General features: G+C 58.7%; 17 protein-coding genes. 16 read left to right on the forward strand and 1 reads right to left on the reverse strand.

The genetic code is table 11. The features are described 5' to 3' along the window. From ACIREA_RS08880 to ACIREA_RS08955, 16 genes are all read left to right on the forward strand, one after another. The coding region (locus tag ACIREA_RS08880) for an aminotransferase class I/II-fold pyridoxal phosphate-dependent enzyme (protein ID WP_397381904.1) at positions 1-458 on the forward strand (458 nt) is incomplete at its 5' end. A gap of 47 nt (positions 459-505) precedes the next feature. Then, on the forward strand, positions 506-1090 hold the full coding sequence (locus ACIREA_RS08885; protein ID WP_397381905.1) for a MarC family protein: 585 nt from the start codon (positions 506-508) through the stop codon (positions 1088-1090). A 15-nt stretch (positions 1091-1105) separates the two neighbouring features. Next, complete coding sequence (locus ACIREA_RS08890) at positions 1106-2125, forward strand: alkaline phosphatase family protein (RefSeq protein WP_397381906.1); 1020 nt, start codon at positions 1106-1108, stop codon at positions 2123-2125. Beyond that, complete coding sequence (locus tag ACIREA_RS08895) at positions 2125-2748, forward strand: trimeric intracellular cation channel family protein (protein ID WP_397381907.1); 624 nt, start codon at positions 2125-2127, stop codon at positions 2746-2748. The genes ACIREA_RS08890 and ACIREA_RS08895 overlap by 1 nt, the downstream gene beginning before the upstream one ends. Positions 2749-2778: 30 nt before the next feature. Continuing rightward, positions 2779-3828 carry a 6-bladed beta-propeller gene (locus ACIREA_RS08900; protein WP_397381908.1) on the forward strand — a complete coding sequence of 350 codons (1050 nt, stop codon included), beginning with the start codon at positions 2779-2781 and terminating at the stop codon, positions 3826-3828. A 36-nt stretch (positions 3829-3864) separates the two neighbouring features. Continuing rightward, positions 3865-5247 carry a DUF1501 domain-containing protein gene (locus tag ACIREA_RS08905; RefSeq protein ID WP_397381909.1) on the forward strand — a complete coding sequence of 461 codons (1383 nt, stop codon included), beginning with the start codon at positions 3865-3867 and terminating at the stop codon, positions 5245-5247. A gap of 10 nt (positions 5248-5257) precedes the next feature. Further along, positions 5258-6937, forward strand: coding sequence for a GDSL-type esterase/lipase family protein (locus ACIREA_RS08910; RefSeq protein ID WP_397381910.1), 1680 nt, complete (start codon positions 5258-5260; stop codon positions 6935-6937). Positions 6938-7045: 108 nt separating this feature from the next. After that, complete coding sequence (locus ACIREA_RS08915) at positions 7046-7633, forward strand: RNA polymerase sigma factor (protein WP_397381911.1); 588 nt, start codon at positions 7046-7048, stop codon at positions 7631-7633. Continuing rightward, entirely contained in the window at positions 7630-7908 is a 279-nt protein-coding gene (locus ACIREA_RS08920) for a hypothetical protein (protein WP_397381912.1), read from the forward strand. Before ACIREA_RS08915 ends, ACIREA_RS08920 begins: the two co-directional genes overlap by 4 nt. Further along, positions 7905-8273, forward strand: coding sequence for a hypothetical protein (locus ACIREA_RS08925; protein WP_397381913.1), 369 nt, complete (start codon positions 7905-7907; stop codon positions 8271-8273). Before ACIREA_RS08920 ends, ACIREA_RS08925 begins: the two co-directional genes overlap by 4 nt. A 2-nt stretch (positions 8274-8275) precedes the next feature. Then, positions 8276-11086, forward strand: a complete 2811-nt coding sequence (locus tag ACIREA_RS08930; RefSeq protein ID WP_397381914.1) for a DUF1553 domain-containing protein — start codon at positions 8276-8278, stop codon at positions 11084-11086. A 4-nt stretch (positions 11087-11090) separates the two neighbouring features. Continuing rightward, positions 11091-12437: a DUF1501 domain-containing protein gene (locus ACIREA_RS08935; protein ID WP_397381915.1), complete on the forward strand. Its 1347-nt coding sequence runs from the start codon at positions 11091-11093 to the stop codon at positions 12435-12437. Positions 12438-12894: 457 nt separating this feature from the next. Further along, positions 12895-14706, forward strand: a complete 1812-nt coding sequence (locus tag ACIREA_RS08940; RefSeq protein ID WP_397381916.1) for a GMC oxidoreductase — start codon at positions 12895-12897, stop codon at positions 14704-14706. Next, the gene (locus tag ACIREA_RS08945; protein ID WP_397381917.1) at positions 14706-15350 is read left to right on the forward strand and encodes a gluconate 2-dehydrogenase subunit 3 family protein; all 645 of its coding nucleotides are present in this window, start codon (positions 14706-14708) and stop codon (positions 15348-15350) included. The genes ACIREA_RS08940 and ACIREA_RS08945 overlap by 1 nt, the downstream gene beginning before the upstream one ends. Before the next feature lie 72 nt (positions 15351-15422). After that, complete coding sequence (locus tag ACIREA_RS08950; protein WP_397381918.1) at positions 15423-17288, forward strand: alpha/beta hydrolase domain-containing protein; 1866 nt, start codon at positions 15423-15425, stop codon at positions 17286-17288. Between the two features lie 22 nt (positions 17289-17310). Continuing rightward, the gene (locus tag ACIREA_RS08955) at positions 17311-17973 is read left to right on the forward strand and encodes an SGNH/GDSL hydrolase family protein (RefSeq protein WP_397381919.1); all 663 of its coding nucleotides are present in this window, start codon (positions 17311-17313) and stop codon (positions 17971-17973) included. 4 nt (positions 17974-17977) lie between these two features. Here ACIREA_RS08955 and ACIREA_RS08960 read toward each other — a convergent pair. Further along, a partial coding sequence (locus tag ACIREA_RS08960; protein ID WP_397381920.1) for a hypothetical protein occupies positions 17978-18387 on the reverse strand: 410 nt, incomplete at its 5' end.

Below are 18387 nucleotides of genomic sequence, written 5' to 3' on the forward strand. Positions count from 1 at the left end.
CTCTTGGGGGTGCGAGTGGTGGCTACACCAGCGGGAGAAGAGAAATCATCGAACTGCTGCGTCAGCGTTCGCGGCCATATCTGTTTTCGAATACGCTCTGCCCGAGCATTGCGGGTGCCTCCATCGTGGCGCTGGACCTGCTGAAGCAGTCCACCAGCCTGCGTGATCAGCTGGAAGCCAACACCCGCTTTTTCCGTGAGCAGATGACCAGCGCGGGATTTCAAATCGTGCCCGGCGAGCATCCTATCGTTCCAGTGATGCTTGGAGATGCAGCACTGGCGGCGAAATTTGCGGACGCGATGCTGGAGCGTGGGGTTTATGTCATCGGCTTCAGTTATCCTGTGGTGCCGCAGGGGAAGGCGCGCATCCGCACGCAGATCAGTGCTGCGCACACGCGGCCGGATTTGGACCATGCGGTGCAGGCTTTTGTGGGAGCGAAGCTGGAGCTCGGAGTGTGACAAGCTTTAGGTTTGTCTATGGCACCGCTCCAGTCTTAATTCTAAACATGGACACTCTTTCCGCCACACTTCTGCTGATCACCATCATGGACCCGCTGGGGAATGTGGCGACTTTTGTGTCTGGCCTGCGGCCGGTGCCGCCGGAGAGGCGCCTGAGGGTGATCGCGCGGGAACTCATTATCGCGTTGGTGATTCTGGTCGTGTTTCTCTTTCTCGGGCCCTGGTTGCTCAGCCTGTTGCATTTGAAGCAGGAGGCCTTGTTCATCAGCGGTGGCATTGTTCTCTTTTTGATCGCATTGAAGATGATCTTTCCACCATCGCGCCGTGATGCCGACGAACCGATGGATGAGCCGTTCATCGTGCCACTGGCCATTCCAATGATCGCGGGGCCGTCCGTGCTGGCGACGCTGCTGGTGCTCGTCAGCACGCAGCCGGAGCATCTTTGGCGCTGGTTTGCCGCCCTGCTGATCGCTTGGAGCGTTACAGCGGCGGTATTGCTGTGTGCGCCGGCGATTGCCCGCGTGCTCAAAGAGAAAGGCTCCATGGCTGTCGAGCGTCTGATGGGCATGCTGCTCGTCATGGTGGCCGTGCAGATGCTGCTCAACGGGATTGAACATTACATGAAGCATTGAACTATGACATCCATCATGAAATCTGCTGCTGCTCATATTCTGTTTTGCCTTGGCTTTGCCAGCCAGCTTTTTGCGCATGGGCCTGGCAAGGACAGTGATTTTGCAGGTAAACGGGTGCTGTTCATCGGCGTGGATGGCTGCCGGGCGGATGCGCTGGCTGCGGCCATGGAGCGTGGTCTTGCGCCGCAGTTGAAGATGTTGTGCGAAAGTGAGCACGGACTGTTCACACGAAGATTTTATGCGGGTGGGGAGTTGGGCACCCCCACCCACCAGCCTACCATCAGCGGGCCGGGCTGGAGCAGTCTGCTCACCGGAGTGTGGATGGACCGGCATGGCGTGAAGGACAACCGTTTCATCGGCGGGCGCTTCCAATGCTATTCGCATTTCATGCGGCATGTCAAAGAGGTGCAGCCAAAGGCCTTCTGTGCATCGTTTGCCGACTGGCCGCCGATTCATGACTTCATCGCGGATGGTTCACGCATCAACGGCGCGGAATTTTTGGATGTGAAGTTCACTAGCACACCGGATGCTGCGCATCACTTCGTGGACAATCCTGAAAAGGACATCGAGGTGCGTGACGCGGCGCTCAAGACGCTGCGTGAAAGCAATCCGGACGTCATGTTTGTCTATTTCGGCCAGGTGGACGAGTTTGGGCATGGGGCGGTTGATTCGCGCGCCAGTTTTTCACCTGACAGCACACTCTATTTGAATGCCATCTGCCATGTGGATTCGCACATCGGTGAGCTGCTGCGTGCAATGCGTGCGCGACCAAAGTTCAATGATGAGAACTGGCTGGTGCTCATCACGACGGATCATGGAGGGCGCGGTAACAAGCATGGCGGTGACAGTGACGAGGAGCGCAAGATCTGGCTCGCCGCACATGGCGCCAGCCTGCAGAGAGAAAAATTGCTGAGCGAGCAGACGCCCCAAACCGCGCTGGTGCCCATGATTTACCAGCATCTGGGCATCCAGCCCAAGGCGGAATGGAGTCCTGAGCCGCCCCCGTTAGAGAAGCCTGAACCTCCTGCCAAGTGATGCCACCCTGGATCGAATACTTTGCCGTCGCTGTGTGCGCCATTTCGGGTGTGCTGGCGGCTGAGGGGAAGCGAATGGATCTGTTTGGCGTGATGGTCCTGGCGCTGGTGACAGCGGTGGGTGGCGGCACGATTCGTGATTTGTGCCTGGGTGCCCAGCCCGTGTTTTGGATCAAGCAGCCGCTGCATGTCTGGACGGCGCTCGGCGCGTCGGTGATGACGTTTGTTCTCGTGCGGTTTATGCACATGCCGAACAAGCTCCTGGCGATCGCTGATGCGTTTGGTCTGGCGCTGTTTGGTATCGCAGGCACAGAGAAGGCGCTGGCTTTTGGAACGCCGGGTGTTGTGGCGGTGCTGCTTGGGGTGGTCACTGGCGTGGCGGGCGGTATTATGCGTGATGTGTTGAGAAGCGAGGTGCCGTGGGTGTTTCAGGCGGAGGTCGACCTGTATGCCACGGCGGTTTCAGTGGGTGCACTAGTCTTTGTGCTTCTTCGGCACTGGTATCCAGCCTCGGAAATTGACCGCTACATCGGCATGGCGGTCATTCTGACACTGCGGCTCGCTGCGATGCGCTGGAAGCTGCGGCTGCCGACGTTTTGGACGCGAACTCAGGATTCTGGATAAGTTGGGCACTGATGAGGTGTTTCAGAAGGCATGAACCGCCGCCATTTCATCGCCACGACCGCCGCCTCCGCATTTGCCGCCCCGTTTGTGCGGGCGCAGAGCAAGACCTCGCTTCAGGGAGCCATCATCGGGCATGGGGAGCATCGGTATCGGGTCGATCTGGAGTGGTGCAAGGCAAAGAGGGAGGTGCATCCGGTCAAAAACTGCCATGAGATGGTCATGGATGCGCAGAAACGGCTGATCATGATCACCGACGAGGCGAAAAACAATATCCTCATCTTCGACAAGGAAGGGAAAGTGCTGGATGCGTGGACGCTGAAGCTGCGCGGCGGCCACGGCCTGAGTCTGGATGTACGTGATGGCAAGGAATACCTGCTGCTGTGCGATCCTGGTGGTGGCCGCGTGGTGAAAACCACGCTCACCGGCGAGGTCGTACTGGAACTGCCGCATGCGAAGGACTGCGGTGCCTATGACATTGTGACGAAGTACGCGCCCACGGAGGCAGTGGCGGGCCCGAACGGCGATATTTACGTGGCGGACGGCTACGGCTCACAGTTCATCCTGCAGTTTGACGCCACAGGAAAATTCATCCGCAAATTCGGCGGCAACAGCACGCAGGCGATGAACGCGGGCAAGTTCATGCAGGCGCATGGAGTTACCATCGACACACGCGGTCCTACGCCGCTGGTGCTGTGCACAGAACGCATTCGCAATGAGTTCCACTGGTATCAGCTCGACGGCACCTATTCGCATTCCGTGTATTTGCCCGGTGCCTTCATGAGCCGGCCGGTCATTGCGGGGGATCTGCTGCTCTCCGGCGTGTGCTTTGGTATGAAACCGAACGATTACCGCATGTGGCGTGAGCGCGGCTTCATCATCATCCTCGACAAGAATAATCGCGTCATTTCCGCTCCGGGTGGTCAGCAACCGAAATACGAGGCTGATCAGGTTGGTCTGCTATTGCAGGACCAGCCGGTGTTCCGAAATGTGCATGACGTGTGTGTCGATGACGACGGCGATCTTTATGGCTGCCAGTGGAACGCGGATCAGGTGTATCCGTACAAGCTCCATCGGGTGTGATAGAGCCACGCCTGCTGGGCGTAGTTGATGGCGTCCATGCAGCCACATCTTCCAACCACTGCTTTCAATCGCCGCGAATGGCTGCGCGTCGGTGGGCTGGGTTGTTTGGGGCTGTCGCTGCCGTCCGTGCTCAATGCGAGTCCTCGCAGCAAGGATGCGTCATTTGGCCGGGCGAAAAGCTGCATCATTCTGTTTCTCAGCGGCGGGCCACCGCAGCATGAGACGTTTGATCCGAAGCCGGACGCGCCGTTGGAGATTCGTGGTGATTTCAAGTCAATCCCGACCTCGGTGCCTGGGATTCATTTCTCCGAGACGCTGCCGCGCACGGCGAAGATGATGCAGCACCTCGCGGTGATCCGCTCGATGACGACGGGCATCAATGCTCATTCGACCAGCGGCTGCTTCATGCTGACGGGCTATGCGCCGGCGTCGAAAGCTGAGAGCGTGCCACCGAGTGCGAATGACTGGCCGAGCATCGCGTCCGTAGTCGGCGCGCTGAAACCGAGTGTGCGATCACCGCTGTCGTCGGTCGTTTTGCCGGAACGTCTCGAAAATAATGGCAACGTCGTGTGGCCCGGCCAGAACGGCGGCTTCATGGGAGCACCGTGGCATCCGCAGCTTATCAAGTGCAATCCCAGTGCCGAGCGTCTGCGCATCGAAGGCATGAGTTTGACGGACGGCATGACGGATTTGCGTTTTTCCGAACGCGGCAGCCTGCTGCGGCAGCTGGACGTGCAATTTCGCCGCTCGCTTGCGAATCCGCTCATGGAGGAGACGGATGCGATGCAGCATCGTGCTTTTGATTTGATTCACTCGGAGGCCAGCCGTGCTGCGCTGGAAATCGAGCGCGAGCCGGTGGCGATGCGGGACCGCTACGGCAGACATAAATTCGGCCAGAGCGTGCTGCTGGCGCGTCGTCTGGTGGAGGCCGGAGTGCGGCTGGTGCAGGTGAACTGGCCGCGCGAGCCTGGCGATGACAAAGAAGGCAGCCCGCTGTGGGACACGCACCAGCGCAACGGTCCGCGTGTGCGAGAGGTATTGTGTCCGCAGTTTGACACCGCTTACTCCACGCTCATTCAAGATCTGCATTCGCGTGGTTTGCTGGATGAAACACTCGTCGTCGTCATGGGCGAGTTTGGTCGCTCGCCCATCATCAACAAAAGCGGCGGGCGCGATCACTGGGGCAATGTGTTCTCCGTCGCCATGGCTGGTGGGGGCATTGCCGGTGGTCAAATCATCGGCGCGAGTGACAAGATGGGTGGTTCTCCATCGGATCGGCCCGTGCGTCCGCCGGATCTTGCCGCGACGATTTTCCACCTGCTAGGCATTCATCCCAATCACGAATTCATGGACGCGTTGCAGCGCCCGCGCACTGTCACAGACAGCGGCGTGCCGCTGCGCGAACTCGTCGGTGTCTAATTTCATTCTCATGCGTCATCTCATCCTCTCCCTCCTCCTTACCATCCCCGCACTGGCTGCGGACCTGCCCAAAGAACAGCGCATTGTCTTCCTCGGCGACAGCATCACTCAGGGTGGGGGTTACATCGAGATCATTGATGCCGCCTTGATTGCGCAGCATCCGAAGGTCACGAAAGAGATCATCCCGCTCGGTCTCAGCAGTGAAACGGTGAGTGGTTTGAGTGAAGATGGCCATGCGGGTGGCAAGTTTCCGCGCCCGGATCTGCATGAGCGTCTTGATCGTGCTCTGGAAAAGGCGAAGCCGGAGCTTGTCTTTGCCTGCTACGGCATGAACGACGGTATTTACCTGCCACTCGGCGCGGTGCGGACCAAGGCTTTTCAGGATGGTAGGAAAAAGCTGCATGACAAAGTTGCTGCCACCGGAGCGCGGATCGTGCATCTCACCCCGCCGGTGTTTGATCCGGTGCCAATCAAGCAGCGTGTCGTTCCTGGCGACCAAGTGAAGCCTGGCCAGTTTTATCAGGGCTACAATGAAGTGCTCGACTTTTACAGCGAGTGGCTGATCGACATGCGGCAGAAAGGCTGGGAGGTGCTGGACATCCACGGCCCGATGAACGCCGCCATCGCTGAAAAGCGGAAGACCGATCCTGAGTTCACCTTTTCCAAAGACGGCGTGCATCCAGGGCCGGAAGGTCATCTGCTGATGGCGCATGCCGTGCTCGATGCCTGGGGCCTCAAGGTGAAGGCTGATGGCACGCCAGATCATCCCAATGGTGCTGCGATTCTTGCAATCGTGAAAAAGAAGCATGCCATCCTGCGTCCGGCCTGGCTGAGTTACGTCGGTCACAAGCGCCCGGGCAATCCTCCAGGGCTGCCGATCGAAGAAGCCAGGGCGAAGGTCGCTGAACTCGATGCCGAGGCCCGCAAGCTGGCTAACTCCAAGGAGATCGTGTTCCCTAATCAAGCCGGTGAGTGGAACGGCTACGCGAAGCACGAGCTCACCATCGCGGGGAAATCCGTGACTGTTGTTGCGCCGAAAACTGTCGCTGCAGGCCGTCCTTGGGTCTGGCATGGCGAGTTCTTCGGCCACAAGCCCTCGCCGGACATCGCCCTGCTCGGCAAAGGCTTCCACATCGTTTATATGAAGATCAATGACATGCTCGGCTGCCCTGATGCCGTGAAGCTGTGGAACGAATGCTACGCGGAACTCACCACGAAATATGATCTGAGCACCAAGCCCTCCTTCGTCGGCCTAAGCCGCGGCGGTTTGTACTGCTACAACTGGGCCATCGCGAATCCGGCCAAAGTCTCCTGCATCTACGCTGATGCCCCGGTTTGTGACTTTAAGAGCTGGCCTGGCGGCAAGGGCAAAGGCAAGGGCGATCCGAAGAACTGGGCCTTGGTGCCAAAGCTCTGGGGCTTCAAGGACGAGGCTGAAGCACTCGCCTACAAAGGCAATCCCGTGGACAACCTCGCACCGCTGGCCCAGAACCATGTGCCCCTCCTCCACGTTTTTGGCGATGCCGACGATGTGGTGCCCTGGGACGAAAACACCGGCTTGATCGAAACACGCTACAAGGCGCTTGGCGGCAGCATCACGCTGATTCGCAAACCGGGTGTGGGCCATCATCCGCACGGCTTGGACGACTCCACGCCGATCGTCGACTTCATCGCGAAAAACGCCAAGTGAGGCGATGCAGGCACTCTTGCCTGCAATAAATCTTCCGGAAGCTGTAACCGCACTGCATCCTGCCCGTAGAAGCCGGGAAAGGATGTGCCATCGTGATTTCCAGCTTCCATGATTTTGACCGACAGCGAATCCCGTGCCTGCATGGCAGCGTGGCTGCGATGCAGCGACGAGGGCGCGGCACGTTCGTTCGTGGAGGCGTTCTACCCTTTCGTGGCCAGCTTGATCCGTCGGCACGTCGCGGACGCGGGCTGCGTCGAGGATCTTGCGCAGCAGACCTTTGTGCGTTGTTTTGCCAAAGCCGCACAGTGGGACGCATCAAAGCCGTTGGAGCCGTGGCTGGCGCGCATCGCGATCAATCAGTGCCGCGATCACTATCGTGCACGACGTGTGAGGCCGGAGTTGCGCTGGAGCGATCTCACGGAAGGGGAGCAGGAGGCCATGCAGGCTACGCTGACAAGCGTAGAACCGAAGTCGGAAAGCTTGAACGACGAATCACGCTCCCTCATACTGCGCCTGCTGGACACGCTGAGCGCGGACGACCGCATGATTCTAAGTCTGCTGCATCTCGACGGCAAAGCGACCGACGAAATCGCCACGCTCACCGGCTGGAGCCGCACGCTGGTGAAAGTGCGCGCCTTCCGTGCCCGCCGCAAACTGCGGGCAGCCTTTGAACAACTCGAAGCATCCCACTCATGACCAACATCGACCAACGTCTCGAACAACTCAGCGTCCGGGCACGAAACGCGGTTGCATCTCCGCCTGCAGAAGTACCCTTCGGATTTGCGATCCGCGCCATCGCCTCCGCGCGTGCGGCGACGGACACCTCCGCATTGTGGACGCGGTTTTCACTCGCCGCATTGCCAGTGGCCAGCGTGGCGACTGCCGCCAGCCTCTGGTTGTCAGCCCGCGCCATGAGCGCTGATGCGCACGATCTCGCACAGGTCTTTATTCAAACGCCGCTTTTCCCATGAAAAAGTTTTATATCATCTGCTCACTGTTTGGCCTGTTTATCCTCGGCGCTTTGTTTGGGATCGGGCTCGCACTTCCTTTCGCTAAGAAACTCCTCAGCGAGGAGCACTTCGTCCGGCAGCGTATGGCCGAGGAGGTGAAACGACTCAAGCTCACACCGGGTCAGGTGGAAAAATCAAAGCCGATCTACGACCAGCTCAGACAAGACCTCGCGAGGATTAAAACTGACACCCTGACGGCCATTGCGCAGGCTTCGATCCGTCAGTCCACCGAACTGGCCGGATTGCTCACACCTGAGCAGATCGAGGAGTTCAAGAAGCTTGGTGATGAGCGCCGGGTGAAATTTGAAAAATTCATAAAGCCATGAAAATGCGCCCACTCCTCCTGCTCTCGGTCTTTCTCGTTTCGGCATCGGCGCAGGATGCTGGTCTGCAAAAGAAACTCGAACAGGGTTTCACCACCTTTGATCAGGATCATGATGCGGCTCTCAATGCAGCCGAGTTCAACGCCCTTGGCGAATACTCACCCAAGCTGAAAGGCAAGCCACAGGTGGTTGATTACCTGTTTCAAACACTCGACGCGAATCGTGACGGCAAGCTATCGCATGACGAGTACATGAACATCGTGGCAATTAGCGGTGCTGAGAAGCCTTCTCCTGAGAAGCCTGCAATCATCGAAACCAAAAGCAGCGCAGAACAGATCGCGTTTTTCGAAAAGAAGATCCGTCCCGTGCTCGCCGAGAAATGCTACAAATGCCATGCGCAGGACTCGGAAAAAATCAAAGGCGGCTTAGTGCTCGACACACGCGAAGGCATCCGCCGCGGCGGCGACAGCGGCCCGGGTGTCGTGCCTGGGGATCTGGTGAAGAGTCTCGTCATTGAGTCCCTGCATTACACCAACAAGGACATGCAGATGCCGCCGGAAAAAAGTGGTGGCAAGCTGCCGGACTCGGTCATCGCCGACTTCGAGCACTGGGTGCGCATGGGCGCACCTGATCCGCGTGAGGGGAAGGCCAGCGTGGTGAAATCTGAGTGGGACACCGAGAAGGCGAAGAATCACTGGGCCTATCAGCCGGTGAAAAAAGATGCCGCGCCTGCTGTGAAGGACAGTGCCTGGCCAAGGAACGACATTGACCGCTTCATCCTCGCCGGACTGGAGACAAAGGGCCTCAAGCCCGTGGGCGATGCGCCGCCTGAAGCACTGCTGCGGCGCGTTTGCTTTGATCTGACCGGCCTGCCGCCAACACCAGAACAGGTGGACTATTTTTTTGCCAACCATGATACGCAGGCCTTTGAAAAGATCGTCGATGCACTGCTGAAATCACCGCGCTTTGGCGAGCGCTGGGGCCGCCATTGGCTGGACGTGGCACGGTATGCGGAATCCACCGGCAAAGACGTGAACTGCCTCCTTCCTCATGCATGGCGTTTCCGCGATTACGTCATCGAATCCTTTAACAAGGACAAGCCTTTCAACGAGTTCATACGGGAGCAGATCGCCGGTGACCTCATGCAGGCCATAGACAGCCGTGACCGTGCCTTGAAACAGATCGCGACTGGCTTCCTCGCCATTGGCTCGCGCAGCCTCAATGAACGCAGTCCGAAGCAGTATGCGCTGGACACCGCCGACGAGCAGATAGATGCCATGTCGCAGGCCGTGCTCGGCCTCACCGTTGCGTGTGCACGCTGCCATGATCACAAGTTCGATCCAATATCGCAGAAGGATTATTATGCGCTCGCGGGCATCTTCCTCAGCACGGAGACCTTGTACGGCACCTCGCCCAATTTTCAAAATCTCAAGGCTTCACCGCTCATCGAACTGCCCACAGACTGCGGTCTGCCGCGCATGCCTTTGATGCTCACGCTGGAACGCCGCGTCGAAGTCGCAAAAGAGCTCACGAAAACCGAGCGCTATGGTGCGATGCAATTTTATGCCACTGCAGCGAAAGCGCTGTTTACAGGCAAAGGCTTCAGTGTGAACAACGACCCGCAAAAGCTGGTCATGTTCGTCGGCATCAATGCGAAGATCGGCGAGTGCAAAACGGAGCTCGCCTCCTACGACAGCGAGGGCCGCCAGAAACTGCTCGCGATGGGTGTGCGTGATTATCCTTTCACTCTCTCGGGCGGGCCACCCACCAAGCCGAAATCGGTGGAGGAGACGTTTCAGATGATCGCGGGTCGTCCTGCACAGTTCAGTTCAATCAATGACAGCCCGTTCTTCGCTCGTGGTGATGTTGATAAACCTGGCACTAGGGTGCCGCGTGGGTTTGTCAGCGTGATTGCTTCGAAAGCGCGTGCCATTCCATCAAAAGAAAGTGGCCGCCGCGAACTGGCCGATTGGCTCGTGGCAGACACCAATCCGCTTACGTCACGTGTGTTTGTCAACCGCGTCTGGCACTGGCTGTTTGGCCGGGGCATCGTCTCCACGGTGGATAACTTTGGCACCATGGGCCAGCCGCCATCAAATCCGGGGCTGCTCGATCATCTGGCCCTGCGGCTGCAAAGCGGCGGATGGTCGATGAAGTCGCTCATCAAGGAAATCGTCATGAGTCACGCCTATCAACTGGCCGCCACGCACGATGCGAAGAATTTCGAGGCTGATCCTGAAAACACGCTCGTTTGGCGCATGACTCCGCGCCGCCTTGACGCCGAATGCATTCGAGATGCGATGCTGGCCGTCAGCGGTGGTCTGAACCTCGAGGCACCCGTTGGCTCTGCCGTTGCCCAGTATGGTGATGGTGCAATCGGGGGATATCCCATCAAGAGCCTGCGCGCGCCACTCAGTGATGAGCCCTTTCTCACTGCGAGCAGTGACTTCCGTAGTGCTTATCTGCCTGTTCCGCGCAATGCGGTGCCCGACGCTCTTACTGTCTTTGATTTCGCCGAGCCCAGCGCCGTGAACGGCAGCCGCGAAGTGACCACGGTGCCGTCGCAGGCCTTGTATCTGCTGAACAATGACTTCGTCGCCAAACAGGCCAAGCGCTTTGCTGACAAACTTCGGTCGTTACCGGAAAACCAGCGTGCCACTGCTGCCTTCAAACTTGCCTTTGCGCGAGCGCCCACGGCCAATGAAGCCAAGGCCGCGCAAAACTTCTTCGACGACTACCCTCGGCTCGAAAGCGATGTGCTGACGAGCTTCTGCCGCGCGCTGCTCGGCAGTGCCGAATTCCGCTCCATTGACTGATGCCATGAACACTCGTCGCGAATTTCTCCAAACCAGCGGTTTTGGCTTCGGCTGGCTCGCTTTTCAAGCACTGGCCCAAGCGGAGGCCGGCGCTCCGCTGGCCGTGAAGCAGCCGCATTTCAACGCGACTGCCAAACGCGTGATCTTCCTCTGCATGCGCGGTGCGCCATCGCATGTGGACACCTTTGATTACAAGCCGAAGCTCACGGCGGCGTCTGGTAAAGATGGCCGCGCACCGGGCACCAAGCTGCATGGTTCACAGTGGAAGTTTGCACCACAGGGTCTAAGTGGGCTGCCGATCAGCGAGCTGTTTCCGCATCTTTCAAAGCGTGCGGATGATCTGTGTCTCATCAATTCGATGCACACCGAGCTGCCCGCGCATGCGCAGTCGTTTTTGAAGCTGCACACTGGAAATGCGCAGTTCGTGCGGCCCTCACTGGGTGCCTGGGCGCTCTACGGCCTCGGCACAGTGAATGAGAACCTCCCGGGTTTCGTCACCATCGCGCCGCCGTCATTGTTTGGTGGTGCGCAGAACTACGGCAGTGCCTTCCTGCCCGCGATTTATCAAGGTACACGCATTGGTGTCGATGCACGTCCGATTGCGAATGCACAGGTGCGCAATATCGCGCCACCTGTCAGCAGCATGGCGCAGCGCAAGGAGATCGAGCTTGTGCAGGCATTGAATCGCGAAAAGCTGCAGCGCGATCAAGTTAATCCTGAGGTCGAGGGCGCCATCGAATCCTTCGAACTCGCTTTCAAGATGCAGAGCGAGATGCCGAAGGTGATGGATCTGTCCAAAGAAACGAAGCAGACACTGTCCGCCTACGGCATCGGCGAAGGCAATGCCACGGATGACTTTGGCCGCAAGTGCTTGCTCGCGCGACGCATGGTGGAAGCGGGTGTGCGTTTCGTTGAGGTCACGCACAGCGATTGGGATCATCACTTCAAAATCTCCAAAGACCTACCCGCTACCTGCGAAGCAGTGGATCAGCCGATTGCGGCGCTGCTGGCGGATTTGCAATCGCGTGGCCTGCTCAAGGACACGCTTGTCGTCTGGTCCGGTGAATTTGGCCGCACTCCGCACGGCCAAGGTGCCGACGGTCGCGATCATAACAGCAAAGGCTTCACGGCATGGATGGCCGGTGGAGGTGTCAAAGGCGGTATGCGATACGGCAGCACGGATGATCTGGGTTACGAGGCGGTGGAGGACAAAATGCATACTCATGACCTCCACGCCACGATCCTGCACCTCCTCGGTCTCGATCACGAGCGGCTGACCTATCGCTACGCTGGCCGGGACTTCAGGCTCACCGATGTGAAAGGCAGCGTGGCAAAGAAAATCATCGCATAAATCATTTAATGAATACACGCCATTACTCACGTCGCGCCTTCTTGCGGGGAACCGGCGTTCCAATGGCCCTGCCTTGACTGGAGTCTTTCAGTGCTTGGGGAGATGAACCAAAGCGTGAAAAACAGGCCAGTGAAGCACAGGTGCTTCTGTGAGTGACCTTTTCTGGTAATCGCTTCCATTCGAAAGAGTGGTGGGCCAAAGGCGAAGGGAAGGGGAACATTCGACCAAGGTGTCCAGTCTTGTGCTTGCGTGTGAAAAATCGAACCCGTCGGTGCACAAAAACTACTCGAGGCTCCAAGGTGGACGTGCCCTCGACTGCAAAGACAAGCCCGAGCGCCAGGTGTGCCGCCTCTTCATGTCGATGGTGGCAGCACCCGAAGATTTTTGGCGATGCTAAAATCATGCTGGAAGAGGTTTGAATAACGCGCGTTTCGCTTTCCAGTCCTGATCCCACCCTATGCCCATCATCACCGCTGACAAAATCCAGGATTCCTATGACGTGGTCATCGTTGGCTCTGGGGCAGGGGGAGGGCAGGCGGCTTACACGCTGACGATGGAGGGCCTGAAGGTTCTCATTCTGGAGGCAGGACGTTCGTTTGATGTGCCGTCCGAAGTGGCGATGCTGCAACTGCCAAGCCAGGCACCGCTGCGCGGTGAGAAAACGCCGGACAAGCAGTACGGCTTCCACGATTGCTCGATCAACAGCGGCTGGGACATTCCCGGCGAGCCCTACACGAATGCGAGCAAGGAGCCAGCAGACCAGTTTCGCTGGTGGCGACAGCGCATGATGGGCGGGCGCACCAATCATTGGGGGCGCATCGCACTGCGCAACGGGCCTTATGACTTCAAACCGCGCACACGCTTTGATCTCGGTTTTGACTGGCCCATTGGCTATGACGACATCGCGCCTTACTACGACAAGGTGGAGATGCTTATCGGCGTCTTTGGCACGAATGAAGGATTGGAAAATTCACCGAATTCATCGCCGGGTGTATTGCAACCAGCACCAAAAATGCGGGTGGGTGAACTCTATGCGCAGAAGCATGGGAAAAAGGTCGGCGCGCATGTGACCTCGATCCATCGTGCGGTGCTGACGATACCGCAGGATGCAGACACACTCCCGGCCAAGCTGCATCCGGGCAATGCGAAGGCGCAGAGCATTCTGGCGGACTCCATGCGCACACGGTCACCCTGCTTTTGGGCGACGGACTGCCATCGCGGCTGCGCCATTCGGGCAAACTACGATTCGCAGACGGTGCACCTGCGGCCCGCGCTGGCCACGGGAATGCTCGACATCCTGCCAAACGCGATGGCGCGTGAGGTCACGCTCGACAAGCAGGGCAAGGCCACGGGCATCACCTTCATCAACAAGGCGGACGGCAGCGAAGGTCATGCCAAAGGCCGAGCCGTGGTGCTGGCAGCGAGCTCACAGGAGTCAGTGCGATTGCTGCTGAATTCAAAGTCGAACGCTTTCCCCCAAGGGCTTGCGAATTCCAGCGGCAAGGTGGGCAAATACGTCACGGATTCGGTGTCGAGCAGTCTCAGCGCATACATTCCGGCCTTCGAAGGTATGCCGATCCACAATGAAGACGGTGCTGGCGGTCCGCACGCCTATGTGCCGTGGACGCGGCATGCGCAGAATGGCAAGGGCGAACTGGGTTTTCCCGGAGGTTATCACCTGGAGTTCACCAGTGGCCGGCAGATGCCATCACTGACGGTGCTGAACGGCATCGAGAGCAAGCTAGGGCACGAAGGCGTTTTGTTTGGCGCAAAGCTCAAACAGGAAGCACGGCGCTATTATGGCAGCAGTTTGGGCTTTGGCGCACAAGGCACCATGCTGCCGAATGATGGTTCCTTCTGCGAACTCGATCCCGAGCTGAAGGATCAGTGGGGCATTCCCGTGCTGCGTTTCCACTGGAAGTGGACGGAGTTCGAACTCAATCAGGTGCGACACCAGCAGCAGCACATCCACGAACTGCTCGAAGCGATGGGTGGCAAGGTGGCGGCGAAAGCTGAGGATGACGCGGCCAAGCTGATCAGGCGTGGCGGCGAAGTGATTCATGAGGTCGGCGGTGCGATCATGGGCGCAGACCGTGAGTCCTCGGTGACCAATCAATGGAGCCAGACCTGGGACGTGAAAAATCTCTTCATGGCCGATGGTGCCCCCTTTGCCAGCACGGCGGACAAGAACCCCACGCTCACGATCATGGCGCTGGCATGGCGCATGGCTGACCACCTGATGGACGAAATGAAGAAAGGCAATATCTGATGAGCACCCCCGACGACCTCCCACGCATGGACCGCCGCAAGGCGCTGCAATGGATGCTCACCGCCACGGCGACCATGGCCGTGCGTGATACGAATCTCTTTGCTGCTGATTCCTCTCCCATCAAAGCTCAGGGCTACGGGCCTGATCCGGCGATGGTGAAAGTGTACAAGCCCGGCGATGTCTGGCCGCTCACCCTCACCGAGCCGCAGCGCCGCACCACGCGCGCCTTGTGCGATGTCATCATGCCTGCGGATGAAACCTCGCCCAGCGCCTCGGCTGTCGGAGTGCCTGACTTCATTGATGAATGGATCAGTTCGCCCTATCCTGCGCAGGCAGGTGATCGGCGTCTCATTCTCGAAGGCCTGCAATTGATCGATCAGGATGCCAGCACTCGCTTTGGCAAAGCCTTCGCAGACCTCGCACTCGAACAACAAACCGCCATCTGCAGCGATCTCGCCGCCGCCAAACCGCAGCCCGAATACAAAAAGCACGCGTCGTTTTTCAAACGCTTCCGCGATCTGACCGCGGGCGGCTACTACACCACGCCCGAGGGAATGAAGGCCATTGGCTACGTGGGCAACATGCCTTCCGCCACCTTTGAAGGCCCCCCCATCGAAGCACTGAAGCACGTGGGGCTTGCATGACGGTTTGCGCCCCCCCACGATGGTGAGATGATGGTGATGTCAAAAAACAGAAATCGATGCTTTTTTAAAACGATGTCCCTGCTTCCCCGGCCATTCCTTTTCCTGCTGATTGTCTGCCACGTGCGTGCCGCTGTTGTACGCGTGGAGGTGTTGGAGCGTTCGGACATGGGGACGACTGGATATGAGCAGATCGTCGGACGGCTGCATTTCGAAATTGATCCGGCGCTGCCCGGCAATGCCATCATCGCCGATGTGGCTCTGGCTCCGGTGAATGTGGCTGGCAAGGTCAGTTTTTCTGCGGACATGCGCCTCTTGAAGCCGAAATCCGCTGCGCGCAGCAATGGCGCTGCCTGGGTGGAGATCCCGAATCGCGGCGGCAAAGCGGGATTGAGCGATTGGATCGTGAAGCAGGGCTTCACCGTGCTGAATGTCGGCTGGGAGTTCGATGTGCCTGCGCAGCCCGGAAAAATGAGCATCAAGGTGCCATCGGCGCAGAACAAGGATGGCAGTGCGATTCGTGGCGTGGTGAGCGCGACCTTCACGCCAGACAAACCTGCGGATGAACAAACGATCACTGATTTGACAACTTACCCGCCGGTGAACGCGGAAGGCCCTGAGAGCCGGTTGATCGTGCGGTCGCGCATGGCCTATCCCGGCGGTGCCGAGATTCCGCGAAAAGCATGGAGCCTGAAGGGCGACCGACTCCATCTGGAGGGTGGGTTTGAGCCGGGGAAAACGTATGAGATCTTCTATCTGGCAGAAGCGCCGCCGCTGGCCGGGCTCGGCTATGCAGCCATCCGCGATGCCGTGGCATGGCTGAAGCATGATGCAGGCTCACTCGCACCGGTTAAACATGCGTATGCTTTTGGCTCCTCGCAGTGCGGGCGCTTTTTGCGCGACTTTGTTTATCTAGGTTTCAATACAGACGAGCAGGACCGCCAGACGTTGGATGGTGTGATGTCCCATGTGGCAGGCGCAGGTCGGCTGGTACTGAACCAGCGCTGGTCCACCCCGCGTGCGGTGGCGGGCTTCTATACGGCTTCGTATCCTTTTGCAGACACAGCTCAGGCTGATCCTGCGAGCGGCCATGCGGAAGGGATTTTGGAAAATTCACGGGTCAGGCATCCTCCCAAAATTTTCTATACGAACACGGCTGCTGAATATTGGGGTGCGGGCCGCGTGGCCGCGCTGACGCACACGACTCCAGACGGGGGCAGGGACATTTCATTTCCGGAAAATGTGCGCTCCTACTTCTTTGCGGGAACGCAGCATGGCGCAGCGAGCTTCCCTCCGACCGCGCAGGCCAAGGGCGCGCCGCTGGCGAATCCCGTCAATGCCAGCGCTGCGGTCACGGCCCTGCGGCTGGCGATGCATCACTGGGTGACGGAGGGCATTGCTCCACCGCCCAGTGTGTATCCGAAACTCGCTGACGGCACGCTCATCCCGGTCGCGGAGGTGCACTTTCCCGCCATCCCTGGCATGGGGGATCCGAGGCTGCTGAAAGCTGGCGGCCGCGTGCGCAATCCGCAGTGGGCGGATGGTGCCGGTGAAGGCCAGGAACTGCCGCTGCTGGTGCCGCAGGTGGATACGGACGGCAATGACATCTCTGGCGTCCGCATGCCGGATGTGGCGGTTCCATTGGGCACGGCAACTGGATGGGTGTTTCGCCCGGCGTCGATGGGCTCACCGCATGAGCCTGTGTTGCTGCGCGGTGCCTGGGTTCCTTTTGCTGCCACGCGTGAACAACGCGAAGCCGCGCATGATCCTCGTCCAGCGCTGGCGGAACGATATGCATCCCGCGAAACCTATCTGTCGCAGGTGAAAGACGTCCTGCAAAAACTCATCAGTCAGCGGTTCCTCAGCGAGCAGGATCTCGAACCACAGCTCAGGCAAGCGGGTGATCGCTGGGATTGGGTGAAGCACCAGCCTGCGCAGTAGCCACATTTTTCCATTCATCTTTATGACCCGTCATCCTCTCCTCCTCACCCTCATCTTCGTCTGCGCCACAGTTCACGCCTCGGCGCAGACCAAGGTGCTCTTCCTCGGCAACAGCATCACCAAACATGGACCGAAGGCTGACATCGACTGGACGGGAAACTGGGGCATGGCGGCGACTGCGGAGGCGAACGACTACGTGCACCTCGTCACCAAGGCGCTGACGGAAAAAGCGGGCGTTGCACCCGAGGTGATGGTGAAGAACATCGCCGACTTTGAGCGCGCTTATTCAGGCTACGACATTGCAGCCAAGATGAAGGACTCCATCGAGTTTAAGGCGGACCTGATCTTCCTCGCCATCGGCGAGAACGTCCCGGGCCTGAAGACAGCGGAGGACAAGGCAAAGCTGCAGGCAAGCCTGACCACCTTGCTTCGTGCGCTGAAAGGCGAGCGTAAGCCCACGATTATCGTGCGCAGTTGCTTTTGGGCCGATGCCGCCAAAGACGAAGCACTCCAGCAAGCCTGCACTGCCGTGGGAGGTGTTTATGTCAACATCGGCAGCCTGAGCAAAGATGAATCGAACTTCGGCCGCTCTGAGCGGCCGTATAAACACGCAGGCGTGGCGAATCATCCTGGAGACAAAGGCATGGCGGCCATCGCCGCTGCCTTGGTGAAGGCGGTGCCGTGAGTTTCTAGCGCAACGATTTGAAGTGTTCAGCCGCCGCTGTGCGAAACTCAGCATCGGAGGGTGGTTTGCCGGCGCGTGCGAAACACTTGGCAACGAACTGCCGTGCCCACTGATAGTAGAGCCGGTGATTTTCGTAGATAGGCTGTTTGATGCCTTTGTCATCGATCATCCAAAATCCGCGCTGCTGGCCGTCCGCTTCGAGTTCATTGTTGTAGAGCTCCCAGTAGATGATGAAGGGGCAGCCCCATTCCAGCGCCGCCTGAATTGTGATGAGTGAAAGACGGTTTTGTTCCTCAGGCGAATGGTGCGGCTTTCCATTGTGAAATACGGAGTAACCGTATTCACCGATGAAGACGCGCTTGCCTTGAATTGCGGCTTTCGGCGTGAGCTTGGACTCGATGTAGTCCAGCACGG

Origin of the sequence: Prosthecobacter sp., assembly GCF_044373815.1 — a bacterium.
Classification (GTDB): domain Bacteria; phylum Verrucomicrobiota; class Verrucomicrobiia; order Verrucomicrobiales; family Verrucomicrobiaceae; genus Prosthecobacter.